14 protein-coding genes and 1 tRNA gene are annotated in these 17,624 nt (G+C 59.8%); 5 read left to right on the top strand and 10 right to left on the bottom strand.

The features are described 5' to 3' along the window. Positions 1-3: 3 nt before the first annotated feature. The 3 genes from OHD58_RS12365 to OHD58_RS12355 are packed head-to-tail and all read left to right on the top strand — an operon-like array spanning position 4 to position 2,902. Positions 4-921 carry a dihydrodipicolinate synthase family protein gene (locus tag OHD58_RS12365; RefSeq protein WP_263803648.1) on the top strand — a complete coding sequence of 306 codons (918 nt, stop codon included), beginning with the start codon at positions 4-6 and terminating at the stop codon, positions 919-921. A gap of 2 nt (positions 922-923) precedes the next feature. Continuing rightward, positions 924-1,931: an ABC transporter ATP-binding protein gene (locus OHD58_RS12360; RefSeq protein ID WP_263803647.1), complete on the top strand. Its 1,008-nt coding sequence runs from the start codon at positions 924-926 to the stop codon at positions 1,929-1,931. A gap of 2 nt (positions 1,932-1,933) precedes the next feature. Further along, complete coding sequence (locus OHD58_RS12355; protein ID WP_263803646.1) at positions 1,934-2,902, top strand: ABC transporter ATP-binding protein; 969 nt, start codon at positions 1,934-1,936, stop codon at positions 2,900-2,902. A gap of 143 nt (positions 2,903-3,045) precedes the next feature. Here OHD58_RS12355 and ftsZ read toward each other — a convergent pair whose 3' ends face one another. After that, on the bottom strand, positions 3,046-4,053 hold the full coding sequence (gene ftsZ, locus OHD58_RS12350; RefSeq protein WP_263803645.1) for a cell division protein FtsZ: 1,008 nt from the start codon (positions 4,051-4,053) through the stop codon (positions 3,046-3,048). Between the two features lie 468 nt (positions 4,054-4,521). On the opposite strand from ftsZ, the gene galE reads away from it, so the two are divergent. Further along, on the top strand, positions 4,522-5,595 hold the full coding sequence (gene galE / locus OHD58_RS12345; RefSeq protein WP_263803644.1) for a UDP-glucose 4-epimerase GalE: 1,074 nt from the start codon (positions 4,522-4,524) through the stop codon (positions 5,593-5,595). 27 nt (positions 5,596-5,622) lie between these two features. Here the strand turns inward: galE and OHD58_RS12340 are convergent, their stop codons facing one another. The 5 genes from OHD58_RS12340 to OHD58_RS12320 form a co-directional block, all read right to left on the bottom strand. Continuing rightward, positions 5,623-7,797: a hypothetical protein gene (locus OHD58_RS12340; protein WP_263803643.1), complete on the bottom strand. Its 2,175-nt coding sequence runs from the start codon at positions 7,795-7,797 to the stop codon at positions 5,623-5,625. A 19-nt stretch (positions 7,798-7,816) separates the two neighbouring features. Further along, positions 7,817-10,309 (bottom strand): phosphotransferase, encoded by a 2,493-nt coding sequence (locus OHD58_RS12335; RefSeq protein ID WP_263803642.1) that lies wholly within the window; start codon positions 10,307-10,309, stop codon positions 7,817-7,819. Next, positions 10,306-11,145 carry a glycoside hydrolase family 16 protein gene (locus OHD58_RS12330; RefSeq protein WP_263803640.1) on the bottom strand — a complete coding sequence of 280 codons (840 nt, stop codon included), beginning with the start codon at positions 11,143-11,145 and terminating at the stop codon, positions 10,306-10,308. Before OHD58_RS12330 ends, OHD58_RS12335 begins: the two co-directional genes overlap by 4 nt. Continuing rightward, positions 11,138-12,238: a GNAT family N-acetyltransferase gene (locus OHD58_RS12325; protein WP_263804208.1), complete on the bottom strand. Its 1,101-nt coding sequence runs from the start codon at positions 12,236-12,238 to the stop codon at positions 11,138-11,140. The genes OHD58_RS12330 and OHD58_RS12325 overlap by 8 nt, the downstream gene beginning before the upstream one ends. Positions 12,239-12,759: 521 nt before the next feature. Next, positions 12,760-12,833 (bottom strand) — tRNA-Gly (locus OHD58_RS12320). Between the two features lie 340 nt (positions 12,834-13,173). On the opposite strand from OHD58_RS12320, the gene OHD58_RS12315 reads away from it, so the two are divergent. Continuing rightward, positions 13,174-13,344 (top strand): hypothetical protein, encoded by a 171-nt coding sequence (locus OHD58_RS12315; protein ID WP_263803639.1) that lies wholly within the window; start codon positions 13,174-13,176, stop codon positions 13,342-13,344. Between the two features lie 503 nt (positions 13,345-13,847). Here OHD58_RS12315 and OHD58_RS12310 read toward each other — a convergent pair. From OHD58_RS12310 to OHD58_RS12295, 4 genes are all read right to left on the bottom strand, one after another. Next, positions 13,848-14,480 (bottom strand): response regulator, encoded by a 633-nt coding sequence (locus OHD58_RS12310; protein WP_263803638.1) that lies wholly within the window; start codon positions 14,478-14,480, stop codon positions 13,848-13,850. Between the two features lie 8 nt (positions 14,481-14,488). Continuing rightward, the gene (locus OHD58_RS12305) at positions 14,489-16,138 is read right to left on the bottom strand and encodes a sensor histidine kinase (protein ID WP_263803637.1); all 1,650 of its coding nucleotides are present in this window, start codon (positions 16,136-16,138) and stop codon (positions 14,489-14,491) included. 390 nt (positions 16,139-16,528) lie between these two features. After that, the gene (locus tag OHD58_RS12300; RefSeq protein WP_263803636.1) at positions 16,529-17,050 is read right to left on the bottom strand and encodes a prepilin peptidase; all 522 of its coding nucleotides are present in this window, start codon (positions 17,048-17,050) and stop codon (positions 16,529-16,531) included. Next, positions 17,050-17,601, bottom strand: a complete 552-nt coding sequence (locus OHD58_RS12295; protein WP_263803635.1) for a tetratricopeptide repeat protein — start codon at positions 17,599-17,601, stop codon at positions 17,050-17,052. The genes OHD58_RS12300 and OHD58_RS12295 overlap by 1 nt, the downstream gene beginning before the upstream one ends. Between the last annotated feature and the right edge of the window lie 23 nt (positions 17,602-17,624).

Genomic DNA, 17,624 nt, shown 5'->3' with positions numbered 1-17,624 from the left:
AAAATGCCCCTTTTTACCGGCGTCGTGCCGCCCGTCGTTACCCCGCTCAACGCCGATTTCACAGTCGACTCTCCATCGTTCACCAGGACGCTGGAGAACCTCATCGAAGGGGGCGTGCACGGGTTGTTCGTCCTCGGCTCGACGAGCGAGGTGGTCTTCCATGACGAGGCGGGCCGCAAGGCCATCATCGAGCATGCGGTGAAGGTCAACAACGGACGCGTGCCGATCTTCGCCGGCGTGATCGACCCGACCACCGACCGCGTCATCACCCATTCGAAGATCGCCAAGGCGGCCGGGGCGGACGCGATCGTGGTGACGGCGCCGTTCTACACCCGCACCAGCCAGCCGGAGATCATCGATCACTTCCGCTACATCAAGGATGCGGTCGACATTCCGATCATCGCCTACGATATCCCGGTATGCGTGCATGTGAAACTCGAGCGCAAGACCACGGTGACGCTCGCCAGGGACGGCGTGATCGCCGGCCTCAAGGACTCGAGCGGCGACGACGGCAATTTGCGCTATGTGCTGAAGGACATGGCCGCCGACGCCGGCTTCTTCGGCATGACCGGCTCCGAAATCATGGTCGATACCGCACTCTCCATGGGCGCGCATGGCGTCGTGCCGGGCATCGCCAACGTCGATCCGCATGGCTATGTGCGCCTGTGGAACCTCGTCCAGGCCGGTAAACACGAAGAAGCCCGCAAGGAGCAGGAGCGCCTGTTGAAGCTGTTCGAGATCGTCTGGATTTCGCTCGGCCGGACCAGCGCCGGTTCGGCTGGCGTCGGCGCATTCAAGACCGCCATGCGCAGCCTCGGCATCATCACCAACAACACGATGGCGCGGCCGCAGCGCAGCCTCAACCAGGAAGAAACGGCAAAGGTTGACGCTATCCTGCGCGACGTCGGACTGCTTCGCTGACCGTGGACGCTCCCATCCTCCAGATTTCCGGCCTGCGCGCGGTGTTCCGCATAGCGGGACGCGACATTGCCGCCGTCCAGGACGTCGATCTGACGATCGGCTCCGGCGAGACGGTGGCGCTGGTCGGAGAGTCGGGATCGGGGAAATCCGTGACCAGCCTGTCGATCATCGGGCTTTTGCCCCGCAAGATCGGCAAGATTGCCGACGGCAGTATTTCGGTGCGCCGGCGCGACGGCTCGTTGACGGAACTGACCGGGCTGGACCAGGAAAGCCTGCGCCGGGTCCGTGGCAACGACATCGGCATTGTCTTTCAGGAACCGATGACCAGCCTCAACCCGGTGTACACGATCGGCGAGCAGATCGCCGAGCCAATCCGGATACATCTGGGCAGATCGCGCCGCGAGGCGACGACCGAGGCCGTTCGCCTGCTGTCGCAGGTCGGTATTCCCGACCCGGCACGGCGGGCGGAGCAATATCCGCACGAACTATCGGGCGGCATGCGCCAGCGCGCCACCATCGCCATGGCGTTGGCCTGCAATCCGACGCTGCTGATCGCCGACGAGCCGACCACGGCACTGGACGTGACCATCCAGGCGCAGATCCTCGATCTGCTGGCGACGCTCCAAGCCGAACGCGGCATGGGAATCCTGTTCGTTACCCATAATCTGGGCGTGGTGGCGGAGATCGCCGACCGCGTCGCGGTCATGTATGCGGGGCGCATCGTCGAGACCGGCCCGGTCAGCGAGGTGTTCGCACATCCGCGGCACCCCTATACCGCCGGCTTGATGCGCTCTGTTCCGAAACTCGGCCAGGCGTCGGCGTTGCGCGCGGCCGGCACACCGCTGCCGACGATCGCGGGCAACGTCCCGTCGCTGGCGATGTTGCCGACGGGTTGCTCCTTTGCCCCGCGCTGCCCGATGGCGGTCGACGCCTGCCGCGCGGCGGTACCGCCGCTGTTTCCGGCGACACCGACCCAAAAGAGCCGCTGCATCCGCTGGCAGGAGGTCTGAGCATGGAAGCGCCGTTCCTCTCCGTCCGCAAGCTTACCAAGCACTACGCGCCCTCCGCCTTTTCGCGCGGCCCGGTGGTAAAGGCGCTGCAGGACGTCTCTTTCGACATCCCGCGTGGCCAGGTGGTCGGGCTGGTCGGCGAGTCCGGCTCCGGCAAGACGACCATCGGTCGCGCCGTGCTGCGGCTGATCGAGCCGACATCCGGCGAAATCCTGTTCGACGGTAAGGACATCGTCAAGCTCGGTGCCGGCGACCTGCGCCGCCAGCGGCGGAACATGCAGTATATTTTCCAGGATCCCTTCGCGAGCCTGTCGCCGCGCATGACGATCGGCCAGATTCTGACAGAAGGCCTCGATATTCAGCGCATCGGCACTCGTGCGGAACGCCGTGAGCGAGCCCGGAAGGCACTTGCTGCGGTTGAGCTCCCGGCCGATGCCTTTGACCGCTACGCGCACGAATTTTCCGGTGGGCAACGCCAGCGCATCGGCATCGCACGCGCACTGACGCTGGAGCCGCAGTTCATCGTCGCCGACGAGCCTGTCTCGGCCCTCGACGTTTCGATCCAGGCACAGGTCATCAATCTGCTGCGCGATCTGCAACTGCGGCTCGGCTTGACGATGCTGTTCATCTCCCATGACCTCGCCGTGGTGGAGTATATCTGCGACACGGTGATCGTGCTTTACCTCGGGCGGATCATGGAAGTCGCGCCGTCTGCCGAGCTGTACGCCCGCCCGCAGCACCCCTATACGCGGGCGCTGCTCTCGGCGATTCCGTCGCCTGATCCGTCAACCAGGCACGAGCGCCAGATCCTGAAAGGCGACATACCAAGCCCGGCCAACCCGCCGTCGGGTTGCGTGTTCCGCACGCGCTGCCCACATGCGATCGAAGCCTGCGCAAATGTCGTGCCTGAACTGCGCGAGACGTCTGGCGGGCATCTGAAGGCCTGCATCCGGGACGACATCGCGGCATGAGTATTCGGATACGCAAATCTCGATGCGCGATGATCCGAGATCGTATCCCGGAAGCTGTCAACGTTGACCGGCTTTGCAACCGGAACGCTGTAAGCCAGGCGCGGGAACCAGCGCAAAAGCGTGACTGTCGACGACGCTGCGGTTCAAGCCACGTTTCGGTGTGATTCTGCGGCCGGATACGCTTCCATCATCTGTCGTAGTCCCGTTGCGACGACCGATACTCGAAAGCTTCCTTCAAGTGCTTTGTCGAAGATGGCACCGACGATGATGTTGGCATCATCGTCAACCTCTTCACGGATGCGGGTAGCGGCTTCATCGACCTCGAACAGCGTCATGTCCATGCCACCCGATATCGAGACGAGCACGCCCTTGGCGCCGATCATGGAAGCTTCGTCGAGAAGCGGATTCGCAATTGCCGCCTCAGCTGCCTTCTTGGCGCGCCCTTCGCCAGTCGCTTCCCCGGTGCCCATCATCGCGCGCCCCATGTCGCACATAACCGATTTCACGTCGGCGAAGTCGAGATTGATCAACCCTTCCTTGACGATGAGATCGGTGACGCAACCGACGCCAGAATAGAGGACACGATCGGCCATCGAGAAGGCGTCCGCGAACGTTGTCTTGGCATCGGCGATCCTGAACAGGTTCTGGTTCGGTATGACGATCACCGTATCGGCGCTTTCGCGAAGCCGATTTATGCCTTCGTGGGCCGACTGCATCCGACGTTTCCCTTCGAAGACGAACGGCTTTGTGACGACAGCGACCGTCAGTATTCCCGCATTCCGAGCGGCCTGCGCTATGACAGGGGCCGCACCGGTTCCGGTTCCGCCGCCCATGCCGGCGGTCACGAAACACATGTGCGTTCCCGCCAGGTGATCCATGATCTCGTCGATCGATTCTTCGGCGGCGGCACGGCCAATGTCGGGGAGGGACCCGGCGCCCAAACCCTCCGTCACATGGGCACCCAGCTGGATCAGCCTTGATGCCTTCGACATGGTGAGCGCCTGGGCATCGGTATTGGCAACGATGAACTCCGCGCCCTGCAGGCCTTGCGCAATCATGTTGTTGACCGCGTTTCCACCGCCACCACCCACTCCAATGACGGCTATCTTCGGCCTCATCTCTGATATTGCTGGCTTTGTCGCGGTGTTCATTGACGTTTCTCCTGAAATGCACTCAGCGCAGTGGCCGGCAGAGTTTTTTACCTCTGATGGTCGGCGAGGACTCCACCGGAGCTAGCGTCCGAATCAGGCCACAGGGGTCATGCCGCAGGGAAGCAGAGGGTGGACTCGCCCGCAAGTCTGTAGGCGGAATGGATGTCTTCGATCCTTCCAACCTACGCGCCGAGCACTCCGCCCATAGGTGTCTCGCTTACGCTTCATCTGTCCGTCCTTCGATCGAGGCCGGAATCTAACTCCTGGTGGAGGAAAAACTCAGTGGCAGGTCAGCATTTAATCTGAGTGCAAATATTTGTAGTTTGAGTAGAAAAATTTTATTTTGAATAAAAAATCACTTGCGTCCAGAGTATCTTGCAAATGTATCGGATTTCGCGTTTGCTTGTAGGAGCTTTCGCGAGGGGAGAAAGATTATGTCGTCGCTACAGAAGCAGGCGGTGTAACAACATGACCGTTCTTGTGACGGGTGGTGCCGGTTATATCGGCAGCCATATGGTATGGGAATTGCTGGATGCCGGCGAGGATGTCGTTGTGCTCGACCGGCTGTCGACGGGCTTCGAATGGGCGGTCGCGCCCGAGGCGAAGCTGGTCGTCGGCGATGTCGGCGACATCGGGCTGGTCTCCTCGATCATCCGCAAGCACAAGGTCGATGCAGTCATCCACTTCGCCGGCTCGATCGTGGTGCCGGAATCGGTCGCCGACCCGCTCGGCTACTACGAGAACAACACGTCGAAGACCCGCTCGCTGCTCGAAGCGGTGGTGCGGGAAAACGTGCCGCATTTCATCTTCTCCTCGACCGCTGCCGTCTATGGTGGCGCCGGACTGGAGCCGGTGCGCGAAGACGCTCCGCTGAAGCCGGAATCGCCCTACGGCGTGTCCAAGCTGATGACGGAGTGGATGCTGCGCGACACCGCCGCCGCACATGGCCTGCGTTATACGGCGCTGCGCTATTTCAACGTTTCCGGCGCCGATCCGCGCGGCCGCACCGGCCAGTCGACGCCCGGCGCCACCCATCTCATCAAGGTCGCCTGCGAAACCGCGACCGGCAAGCGGCCGTGGATGCAGGTCTACGGCACCGACTATCCGACGCCGGACGGCACCTGCATTCGCGACTATATCCATGTCAGCGATCTTGTCGCGGCGCATCGGCTGGCGCTGGCGCGGCTGCGCGCCGGCGGCGACAGCCTGACTGCCAATTGCGGCTACAGCCACGGCTATTCGGTGCTGGAGGTGATTGACAGCGTGCGCCGCGTGCATGGCGCGGATTTCGATGTCCGCATTGCCGCCCGCCGTCCCGGCGACGCGCCGGCGGTGATCGCCAACTCGGAGCTTGCCCGCCAAGAGCTTGGCTGGAGACCGATTTACGACGACCTTGACCGCATCGTCGCCGACGCGCTCAATTGGGAAAAATATCTCCAGCACACCGCCTCTGACAGTCCTGAGCGGCGTCGGCGAAAGAGGCGTTTGTCACTCGAAGCAACGCGTCCTCGCAAGAAAAACTTCCAGCCCAACGCTGTGTGATCGGACTACGGTTTGATCGCCTCAGGTTCAGTTCAACCCGCGGGAAGGCGGCTGGCGGAAGAGCTTGAACACCTTGGCATTCGGGGATGACTTGGCGAGGGTAAATCTCGGGGAGGCCAACAAGGTCTTTACAATGCGGTCGACCGCTCCGGGGGGTAATATCCCTTGGGCTTCCAGATAAGCTTTCTGGCTGCTGGTGATAAAGAAATAGGCCTCCGTCCGCGTCTCGTCGCTCAACCAGCGGGCGAGGATTTTCTCTGGATCGGCAACAATGCGCGCCTTGACCTCGTCGCTCTCTTCGGAGAGAGGAACATAGGTGAAATTCTCGTAATTGAGGAACTGCGACGGATAGCTTCGAGCGCCTTCAATCAGAAGAGAGCCGGCCGGCGCAGTTGAATAGAGCCAATACGCGGTCGCCACTTCATCTGGTGCAAAACGATACTCGCGGTCTTTCCCGTTGTTTGCGAACAGGAACCCGATCGCCCCGACGAACCCGAGGATCGCGAACAGGCCTCCGCAGTAAGCGGACGTCCCATGCTTAGGCGACGGGAAAAAACAGTTCGCCGCAAAAAAGGCGAGAAACGGCATTGCAAACAGATAGACGCGGAAGACGGCTTCGCCGCCATAGGCGAGAGCGAGCAACGGGAACGGCGCCAATGTTAAAACGATCGCCGGGATATCCCGGAAACCGATTGCGAGCCTTCTCAGCCCGCCGAAAACCGCCAACAATGCGACTGTGCCAGATAAGGCGCGGCCAACCCACACAACCAGCACCCGCTCGGGACTGACAACGGCTGTGTCAGCAAACTTTTGGCTCGCTTCGGAAATCGCGCCTAGCGTTTCCAACTCGCCGGCCAGTTGCGTCGCCACGAAAGGGGCTGCGAAATATAGAAGCCAGGAAAGCTCGGCAACCACTGCGAACACCAGATAACCGATGCTCAGGCGGCCGATCATGACGAGGGCCGCCGCGGATAAAATCACCACGAACGGGGTGAGCTGATGCGTGACGACAATCGCTATAATCAGCAACAGTGCCAGAATTGAAAGCAGGCTTCGCTGCAGCGGGCTGTAGGGGCGAACCTGCATTTCCGTTGAACGCCCGCCGAGGCCGAGGGTCCGCACTTGCAGGGTGATGCGATGTATCAACCCGGTTGCGGGAACCTCGCGCCGCAGAGGTCCAAGGAACAACACAAGCAGCAGTATGTGCAGCAGGAAAGCGACAGCCTGCGGCGAGAAGTAGTCCTGGCCGACCCAGTTGCCGATGAAGAATATCCACATGGCGGCCATGACGAGGCGCCTGTCGTCGGTCAGGCGCCTGAAGAGGAGGGTGAGCGCCCACAGAAGCCCCAGATTGATAAACACCGGGGTGAACCGCACGATATAGGAGAGATCCAGCGAACCTAGGCCGAACAGGTTTCCGATCCAGGCGGCCACGAAAAAGAAGCCAGGCCAGTTGTGATAGGCCGGAAGAAAAGCGGCAACCGGGTCGACTGTGCCGTGACGTTGGATGTAGTCGACGATGCCGAGATGCTTCCACGCCCATGAGTATCGCAGCGTTCCATAAGCGATCGCCGGTGTCCCGTGCAGGACGAAAACCAGCGCACCCAAATGCAGAAGGGGGAGCAGCCCTTGGGCACCTTGCCTCAGCGAAAGCACGAATCCGATGGAGAGTAGCGCCAGACAGCCGAAAAAGGCTGGGGGAAGGATCGAAATCAACCCGAGATCAGTAAGACCGTCGGGGTCGAGCGTCGACAGCACGAGCCACCACAACACGATCGCAAAAGACAGACAGAACAGCGAAACGTCGTTTACATGGACCAAGTAACGAGCGGCCGGCGTTTGCTCGCGTGGCCTTGCGATAGGCCATGATATCTCCGCGCCCGACACAACTGCCGGAGCCGGGATGCCGGGAACAGCGATACTGCTGTCCACATCAGGATCAGCGCGCCCCGTGTTGTCGATCCGGGAGCCCCGGATCTCCTTGCTGACTGCTTGGCTAGGGTTCGGCTTACGTCTCTTTTTGACTGCAATTGGCTTGCTGGTGTCATGCGCTGCCCGTGGCGTGCTGTTTACGCCGATCGTCTTGGAGCATTCGGAGAATTTTCGTTTCCTGTCTTTTGGGGCCGCGTTTGGCAGATCGGATTCACTGACGGCCGATTTTCCTTCGGCCTTGCCTGCTTCGAGGAAAGGACCCGACGCCATCACGAAACTCCCCCGCAGGTCATTGGATTACCTTCGGATGCAGAAACAGTTGCAGTACTCGATCGACGTTGACAGCGACCCAAAGCCTCTTCCGCGCAAATTGAGAAGTCTTGCCAAGGTTGGACGAAACATGCTGGAGCCATGCCAGTCCGCAGATGGCCCTGATTGCAGCCTCATCGTGCATCGGGCCGTAGGCCGTCTCCCATCCATATTCGGCAACGTGTAGCCATTTCATCTCCTCGTCCGTGTAACGGGGCCGCAACAGGATGCCGCGGACGACGTGACCGAGATCGTCGCCGCTGTGCAGGGCGCGTGCCGTCAACAACAGGTAGATGAGATCGAGACCTGGCGGCGCATCCTCCGTGGCGGATTCCCAGTCGACGATGGCTGTCACGTCCGCCGCGTAGGTTCTGGCGGCTGGTTTGACGCAATTCTTGCGGGGTGCAAACAGAATGTTGCCCGGACAGAAATCTCCATGACCTCGCCCCAGATGTATGGACCGGCCACTCCAGAACAGGGCCTGCTCCCTACGGAAGGCCTCTATTGCTTCCCTTCGCTCGGGTGGGTTCAAAACCATATTCACTGCCGACAGTAAGCTCTCTGAGGGACGACTTATCCAACGATCGATCCAGGTTTCATCGATAGTTGTCGCTTGAGCGGACCGGTGGTGAATTTCGGTAATAATGCTAGCTGCGGACGCCATCGATTCAGTGCGCTCGCCGGGGATTTGCAGGATTTTTCGCCCGTCATGTCCCGGTAGCGCCCGCTCTACGAGCCCCGCGAAGTCGGGGCCCTTTTCCACTGCCAGGAGTTCAGGCAGCAGGACGTCGAGACTATGCAGGCGCCCGTCCGCCTTCAGGCCCTCAATTTGCTCGAGGTGTCTCATGATGGCGTTCACGCCTTCACGGCTGGTCGATATCTTGCATACCGCGCGCGGCTTTTTGACCTCGCCGCGAACACCATTGCTGCCGGACCCTTCGGAACGTTCGCCGACCAGGATGGTGCGAACATCGCCTTCCCTGCGGAATTCAACGAGCGGCAGCCATCGTTCGGCACCGGCAACGCCTGTCCGGGAAAGCAGCGGGGGGAGCGGCGGCAAATCCTGAGATGCAACAATGCTCGGTCCAAGAGCCGCCCTCAAGCGCGCGAGTGCTGACCCCACACGCAAGATGCTTTCAAGAATTATGTCCTTTCCAAAGCGGGACATCGCATAAGCAATGATGCCGGCCGCCACCAACGAATGCGCGGCAAGCCATGCGATCCCCATGCCGATCGTGCCATAGGCCCAAAGAAGTGGAGCGCCTGCGCCAAGCACGATCGTCATGGTGAAGAGTTGGGCAAGCGCAACCACGAATGTTTCACCCTGGGCGCGCGCTATGGCGAGGGCGATCGTGACAAAGCCCCACGGCAGACACGACAAGGCAAGGATACGTAGCAGCGTGGTTGCGCTGTCCGAATAAGCGGGGCCGAACAAACCCATCATCAGCGGCGCGCCGGCGATCAACAATGCCACGGCAAGCGTCAGGAGCAGCATAGTATGCACGAATGAATCAGCCATCAGGCTTTTCAACCGCAGCCGGTCAAAGCCGGCTTCGGCAAGCAGGGAGACGCCCATAGACCGGCCTATGAGATAAAGGCTGTAGGCGATCTCCCAGGCAATATAGTATCCGGCCAGCATTTCCGCCCCGCGGAAATGAAGGACCAGCAGCGGGGCGACCCCAATGGCGGTCATGGACGCTATCGTGCCGAGATAGTCCCAACCGTAGAATCTGGCTACGGCCTTCCAACCCAGATCAACCGAACTTGCCGACGCCACAATGTGGCACTGGATGAAACGTGTGAAAACAAACCAATTGACGAATGCGAGCAGTAAGGGCAGCGGCAAAGTCCAGGCCGCATAGAGGCCCGATCCCATCAGCGATGAGCCGGCGAAGATCACAAGCAGAGCAATCTTGGATACCGCGAAAATTGCATTCTCGATGGGTACGAAGGTGGATCGCCTGAGGCCCGCAAGCACGCTGTCTTGCAACGCAAAGAGCGTCCAGGCCACCGTGGCTACAACGAAGCCGCCTGCCGTCCAGGGTTGGCCGCCCAGGAATTCGAGCTCATCGACAAGACGCGTGATGACGAACAGAGATCCGGCCGATATCAACAATGCTGCGATCGCCGCTGCCGAATATGCAAACAGGATCAGTCGCACTGAACGATCGCCGGCAGTCGGCAGGAAACGGTTGAGGAGATTGCCGAGATTGAGTTGCGATATATTTCCGAGCGTCAACATCGTCGAAATCAGCGCCGCGCCGACGCCGACCTGTTCGGCCGAATAGAGGCGTGCGGCAAGTATCCAATAGACAAGGCCAAGCGCAGAAGTCAGGCCTGCGCTCGCGAGCAGCGCATAGCCATTGCGGATCAAGGGCACGTCCATGGTGCTGGAAATGAACGCCGACAGCGACTTGAGAACCGCACTGCCTGGATAGGGCGCGCCTATGCGATTGCTGGTCAGAGCGCTCATCCTTCAACCCGTTGCCAGACCCGGACATAGTCGATCAGGTATTCTGCCGGAAATTTGGTGGTCTCGTCTGGAGGGCCAGGCCAATCCCCGCCGACAGCCAGATTGATCAGCAGATACATCTCCTCGTCGGGAACCAGGCTCTTGTCGCTGAACCGCCATTTCTCGACACCATCGAGATACCAGACGATCAGCCCTGGCTCCCAGCTGAGCCCGTAGAGGTGCCAGTCTGCCGTAAGGTCGGCTGTCTTTACTGTTTCACCGGGACTTTGAGGTTCGCCCTTATCGGTGAGATAGTGGAAATGCATGCGCAACTGATCGGGTGTGTGCCCGAGGACCTCCATCACGTCTATCTCGGGCCGCGATTCCCGGCTCTCTGGCAGCAGCCATATAGCCGACCACAGACCCTGTCCGATCGGCGCTTTCGCCCGTATTTCGAAATGGCCGTATAAAAACCGGGCGCGAGACGGATTGGGGAGTTCATCGTAGTCCCGGCCCGTCGTTACCATGCCGGAGGTATAGTTGAAGATTGCATTTTTGTGGCCGCGCACCTTTTGCGGGCGGGCCTCAAGCCGAAGCAGCCCGCCGGCAACGGAGACGTTCTCGGGCCGGTACCACTGCAGTTCATTGTTGCCGAGGTTCGTGCAGCCGTTCTTGTTCCACCAGTAGCAGGTGGTCCATTTTTTGAGATTGAGGCGGTTGCCATTGAATTGGTCATTGAAAACCAAGGCCCATCGTCCTTCGCCGCCGTGCGGGCCGCTGGGGGCTTCTTCTGCGATCGAACTGGAACTCACCAGGGAGATCACTAACGCAAGGCTGCCGAAAGTGGATTTACCCATCCCGGAACCCTATCAGACGCTTGACGAGACGCCGCGCTGCACCGTCTATGGCGGACACCGGCAAGCGCTCGCGAAAATACTCGGCATAAGGCACAGCCACGGCTCCGAACCGCGACTTGAATTGCGCAAGCGAGGCCGAATTTCCTGTCTCGCCAAGGTGATAGTGGGTGCATCCACGGTCACAGGCGTCCTTGATTGCCATCGAATGGAGCAGATAGTTGGCGTAGGTGGGGCCAGCGAGATTCTCATCCATTGCGCCGCGCGTATAGTGTGCTTGACGGCCCATCAGAACCACGATGGCCGCGATTGGCACCCCACCAAGTCGGGCAACCGAGACACGGAAGTTCGATCCCATGGCCGTGGCCATGCCGATGAATTTCGAACGCGGATCACGTCGAAGGCCTCGCCAGCGGGCAAGCGCCGACGGCTCGCGTTGAATGTGTGCCCATCGTTCGAAAGACTTCTGAAGCAGCAAGTGAAATTCGTCGACGAGCCGTTCGTCCTGTCCAGTCTCGACTTCCACGCCCGCTCTTTGCGCCCGCCTGATCCGGGTACGCGTGTCGGCACGAAAGCAGGATTTCCAGATCGCCTCGTATCCCGTCGATAGATCGAGCACATGCGCCAGTCGCGGACGTGAGATCCAGCCGGTTGGTACGGCTTCCGCCCAGAGGGTTGCTGCAAGTGGGTTGGGCCGAAGCTGAATACGCATGAAAAAGCGGTTTGCGAGGTCGCGAAGTATGGCGTTCAAGTGGGCTGCATCGAGCGCGACGTCCGCAATTGGCCCGCCGAAACCCCAGGCGTTCGGTGGCGACGCTGCGGAAGCATACTGACCGAATATCGACCCGCTGCAAAAGAGAGGCAGAATTGCGCGGCGTCCGCCCGAGAACTCATAGCACAGCGTTTGGTCACTATATCGTCCTGACGCCGTGACGGCGGCACCCCATTCTGGCGATTGACTGGGAAGCGCATTGCGGTCGGTTGCGTAGATGGCTCCCCACACACCGGGTAAGGGTGTGGTTGCGCTGCCCATTAGCGCGACTTCCGGAATCCCGGAAATCTTGAAAGCCGCTCCATGAAAAGCAGATATTCCCATCTTACCCAACCACTCGTCCCGAGTGGATACCCGCATATAGTTTCGAATCAAAATTCGTGCTTTGCAAGTAGTCGGATGAATAACTATCCCGTGTGATACCCGATCTTCGGAGAAAATTTGATGGCAAAGTAATGTAGCCCGCTGCTCAGCTAGCTGGAGTGCATTCTCGCAGCACATTGCGTCCAGAACATCACGAAGGCTTGCGCGGTAGAGTTTATGATCTAATCAGAAGCCTAAAGACAAAGACAGGAAAAGCCTTGTGTCGCTTTAGCTGCGAGGATGAAGCATCAGAGAATGGGATTCCGTGCGTCGAAGCTTTGGCCCAGACAATTGCCACACCGAATTATCGTGTCATGAAACTGGCAAAGGAACCTTCTTCAGTTGAGCTTGGCCAGGCAACGCTCTCGGGCGCAACTCGTGCCAGGCGTCAAAGACATTCTTCCCCTCGGCGATAGTTTTGTAGCGCCGGTGCCTGATATCACCGGAAGTGATCATGCAGATTGGCTTGGGATCTAAGCTGCTGGAGCGGACAGCGGGAATCGAACCCGCACTAAGAGCTTGGAAGGCTCCTGTGATACCTTTTCACCATGCCCGCAGCGCTTCCATCGGTAATAAACTGGGCTAGATCGGTCAAGTCGTGATCGTACGTTGTCGGCCCCGCGTGGCTCCTTCGAACGTTATCCTGGCTGTCGGTCGGGTAGAAGGAGAGCGCATTACAGCGTCCAAGCTGAATATGCGGGTTCGATTCCCGCTACCCGCTACCCGCTCCAACATCGACCTCTTCGAGCACTGGATGCTTCCATCGGCCTTCGCGATGCGATGTTCGATTCCTCGGAACGTTGCAATTAGACTAATTTAGACTAGCGGGCGCGCGATACGGCGCTCGGAGCCTTTATCGTCGCCTGTCCTCTCGTGAGGGCAAGGCAAAAATTGCGGTGCTGTTCTACAACACCCTCAGGCACGGCGTGACCTGTAGGGATCCGGGTGCCGACCACTATGAGGAACAATATCGCATCGGTGTCCTCGCCAATCTGAGGCGGCGCGCAAAATCGCTGGGCTTCGTTTTGCAGGCTGTTCCCTGCGACGTCGAGTTTGCTGTTTCTTAGGAAGCCGCGCGGTACCTTGCCAGGGAACCCGAGTGAAGTACCGCTTCATGAACGAGCAACGTTACGACTACGCGATCACTTTGATGTGCCGGGTCTTACGTGTTGCCCAAGCAGGGTTCCTAAGCATGGCTCCACGCGTCAGCGACCACGCCAGAGAAAGATGCCTGGCTACTCGATCTCATCCGCGCTTCCTACAGAGCAAGCCACGGAGTTTACGACGCACGTCGCATATTCGGCGATCTTCGGGAAGCCGGCGAGACCTGTGGCCTTGCTCCGATCGCTTTGTGCTCCATGGGCTATCGTGATCCAGAACGCCGCAACACGAACTCGGTGACGCGGGCAGACAAAAGGTGGCCGCGCCGATCGATCGTAGGGTGGGGGATCGATAGCGCGACCATAAAGCCTTGGAGGCTGGCTCCAAGACGCCCTTTTGTACAAGCGATAGGGCTCGCTGCCTATTTAACTGCGGTCATAGCAAGGGTCGGTTGATCAGTCGGGCCGCGCTATAGCTGCCCTGAGGCCAACTTGATCAATTCGCTCCTCGATGAAATGCGCAACTTTCGAAAGATATTGCTCATATGCACCTTGGCCGTTCCAACGGTGATGTCGAGATCGAATGAGATCTGCTTGGTCGTTGTTCCGTCCAGCGCAAGTCTGACGATATCCAGTTCACGCGCTGTTAGTTCAGCCGAAAGTTGCCGCCATTCCTGGCGACGCTGGGATTCGCGATTTATTGCAGGCCCAAGCACGTTCTCTGGAAGCCATGTTCCGCCGGCGGCAACGGTCTTGAGGCAATCCAGGAGCACTTCAATTCCGACATCCTTGATTATCACCGCTGCCGCGCCAGCCTCTATCGTGTCGTAAAGTTCTGCGTCGGACGCCGCAGCCGTCAACAGCACTATCCTCGTCGCCAGGGACTCGCTCATCACGGCCGCGATCACCTGACGACCGGTCATGCGTGGCATATTGAGATCCACAACCGCGATATCCGGGCGCTTTTCGCGGATGGCGTCGAGGGCTTCAACGCCGTCCGTGCTGGTTGCCACAACGGTAAACCCGGGGTTCGCAGAGATGAGGCCGGCCAACCCCTGCAAAACCACGGGGTGATCGTCGGCAATGACAACTGTGGTAGGCATATGTTTCCTCAGGCTGCCGGCAGCGCGACCACCAGTGTCCCGCCATCGGCGCCGACAGTGAGATTGCACCCGCCTCCTAAGGCGCGAACACGTTGCCTCAGGGAAAAGGGCGCGATTTGGTCGCTTGATGCGGGATTGTCAGTCGCCGCCGCACCATTGTCGCGGACTTCGATCCACAGCCCCGCATCCGACTCGATCGTTACATCAATGTGGGTTGCCTTCCCATGCCGAATTGCGTTTGCCACAGCTTCGGCGAGGATCAGCCGGACCTGCGGCAAGCGAACAGCGGTGACCGTTGCGCGCTCGGGGTGAAATTGGCCTGTGATGTGACATCGCCAGAGATTGGCCAGTTCGTCCAAGACAGGCTGGATGGCTTCAGGCAACGCTAATGTCGAACTGGTGGGCCGGGGATTGGTTTCGACAACAAATTCGCGGATCCGCCGTTGTTGTGCAGCAAGCATGTTAGCCGCATGATCGATCGCCTTTTTCGCCTCAGATGTGGCAGCGGCCGACATTCCAGCCAGCTGCAGGCGGGCTGCGGTGAGCTCCTGCAGGATGCTGTCGTGCATGTCGCGTCCGAGGCGAGTGCGTTCCTTCGCAGCAGCAGCTTTTTCAAGATCGCCGCGCAGCCCGAAATGCTCCAGTTCCATGCCGATCCGCCCAGCGATAATTTCGGTCCATGAGAGCAACTCGACGCTGAGTGTATGCGGGTCGACGATAAACACGCGTCCACGAAAATGCGCGGCTTCGAATGGAGCACTTGAGAAGCTGCGGATTTGAAGGAAATTGAAGACCCCCGGTGCGACAAGAGGCGCCTGGACATCGCGGGTTCCTTCCGCCGTGAGAGCGTGATTGCCGGCCGGACTGGTGCCCATGAAGGCAAGTTCGGTCAACGCATCACTCACCAATCTGGTTTCGATCCCGCCATGCCTCCTGCCAGTCTCGCCATCGCGACTGTTGAAATGCGAGACGCGCCAGCCCGGATTGGAAATATCCTCCCACACCACAATGACGTGTTCCAGCCGCAGCACCAGCGCGGCATGGCGCAACAGTGCCGTCAGCGATATCTCCCCTTCGACCCCTGCCTCAACGGGCGGCCAGGCTACAAGCTTGGCGAGGCGGTCACGGTTTCGCTGACGATAAACGCTGACATAGACAAATAGCAGTGCTCCAATTAGCAGATAGCCGCCGCCAACAGTCATGGCATTCGTGTCGAAACGGCTCCAGATCGCAAAATCCTGGCCACTGGCGCGGAGCCATACGACAGCCAGCGCGGCCGTCGTCGCCAGAGCACCTGTGGCGCTCCAAAAAAGGGCGCCGGACACGGCCAGGAATGCAAAGAAAACGGTGATCGGGTTCATTGCGCCGCCGGTCAGGATGATCAGGGTGGCGCATCCCGCGAAGTCGAAAACATGGAACAGCAACCGTGCGGTTCCATCGAGTACCTTGACGTACGCTACCGCGACAATGATTGCGGCTCCCACCAAATAGCCGGCAAGAACTACAAGCGTTAAGGTTCCATCGCGAGCTGGTGATACTGGATCGAGGTAGAAGCCCGCGAAAGCGAATGCCGCAAGCACGAGGCGGGCATTGGCGATGACGCGTCCCTGATCCGACGGGAATAATTTCTCGGTAATCGCCCACTTTATCGGTCTCATCGGCGCCCGTCATTTCGGCTCGATCGACACAAAGAATTTGGGTCACTCATGGGCGCACGTTCGGCGATGCCAGGGACCATAGCCACCTCCAGCGCAAGTATATCATAATTGCAAGCAATCCACCTCCGAAACAAGGCGTCACCGTACTTCAATCTTTGGACAATATATAGATAAGCGCGTCGAATACAGATCAGCACCTGACAGGGAGGTCGTACAAGACGGCATGCCCCCCGCAACCATCTGGCGCCGAAGACTGGACTTCCAGATCTATCCAGTCATCCAGCGCGAACCGCTTGGAGGAGCTAGGAATCAAATGCGCATGGAGACCGATCCCAGAAAGCAGCTTCATTGGTTTTGAATGGGATGGGGGTTAGGCGCGAGCGAGGGCGGCTATCGAAGGGCCGCGAATGCGCGCAACGCCTCGACCCCGATGAGCGCGGCCGCTACCGGCACGCCGTAAGGGATGATGCCTTTCCGCTCGAAGTGCTGGAGATATTGCCGGAAGGCTGGGGCGGGCAGCAATAGGGGATTTTTCACGACAAAGGCGGAAAGCGCCGTGAAAACCAGCAGCAGCAGCGTGAAAGGCAGCATGTCCTCCGCGCCGGCGACCAACGGCGCCGCGGCCATCAGCTTGACGTCGCCGGCGCCGACCTTGCGCATCAGCCAGAACGGCAGCAGCAGCGCGAACAAGACCAGCGCGATAGCCAGCGACATGTAGACGTTCCACCAGACATCGCTCTGGAGCTGATCCAGGCGCCACAGCGCCCTCAGAACCAGCCCCACGACGCCAAGGGCTGCGAGCGCCAGCACGTCGCGGTTGCCGATCTTCTGCGTCTTGAAATCGACAATTGCTATGCGGACGAGGAGGGCGAAGACAATTGCCTGCACCAGGATTTGCGCGGCTGACAGCATTAGGTTCGCTCGATGGCGTTCGCGCTGGTCGACAACAGTTCGAGGTTGTTGCGGATGGTCGGGTCATTGGGCGCCAGTTCATAGGCCTTCAGAAAGCTTTTCCGAGCCTCGGGCAGCTTGCCGCGCAACAGATACGAGTATCCGACATTGTTGTAGTAGGCAGGCGACTTTCCGACTAGCGGGTAGGCCTTGCGATAGGCGTAGTCCGCGAGGTCGAAGCGGCGGATACGGTCGCAGGATGCGCCGAGACCCAGCCACGCCTCGCCGTCGTTGGGGGCAAGCTGCACCGCCTTGTAGAACAGCGCGCCGGCATTGCCGTAGTTCTCTTGCCGGAACTGGTTCTTGGCCTCGGCAATCGCGAGGTCGGAAGCGTAGTATTCCGTATCTGAAATCGTTTTCAGGCCCTGGAACGTGTCGCCGAAAGAGGTGAACTCGACATTGGCCGGTTCGTTGGTGCGCACCACGCCGTCATCCAGGGCCGTCGACTGGCAGCCTGTCGAAAGTGCCGCCAGCAGAACCCCCGCGGCAGCCAGAAAACGTGAACGTCCCATCGATCCCCAATTCCGGAGAGCCC

Origin of the sequence: Mesorhizobium sp. ZC-5, assembly GCF_025753855.1 — a bacterium.
GTDB lineage: Bacteria > Pseudomonadota > Alphaproteobacteria > Rhizobiales > Rhizobiaceae > Neomesorhizobium.
This window is presented reverse-complemented; position numbering and strand designations above follow the sequence as displayed.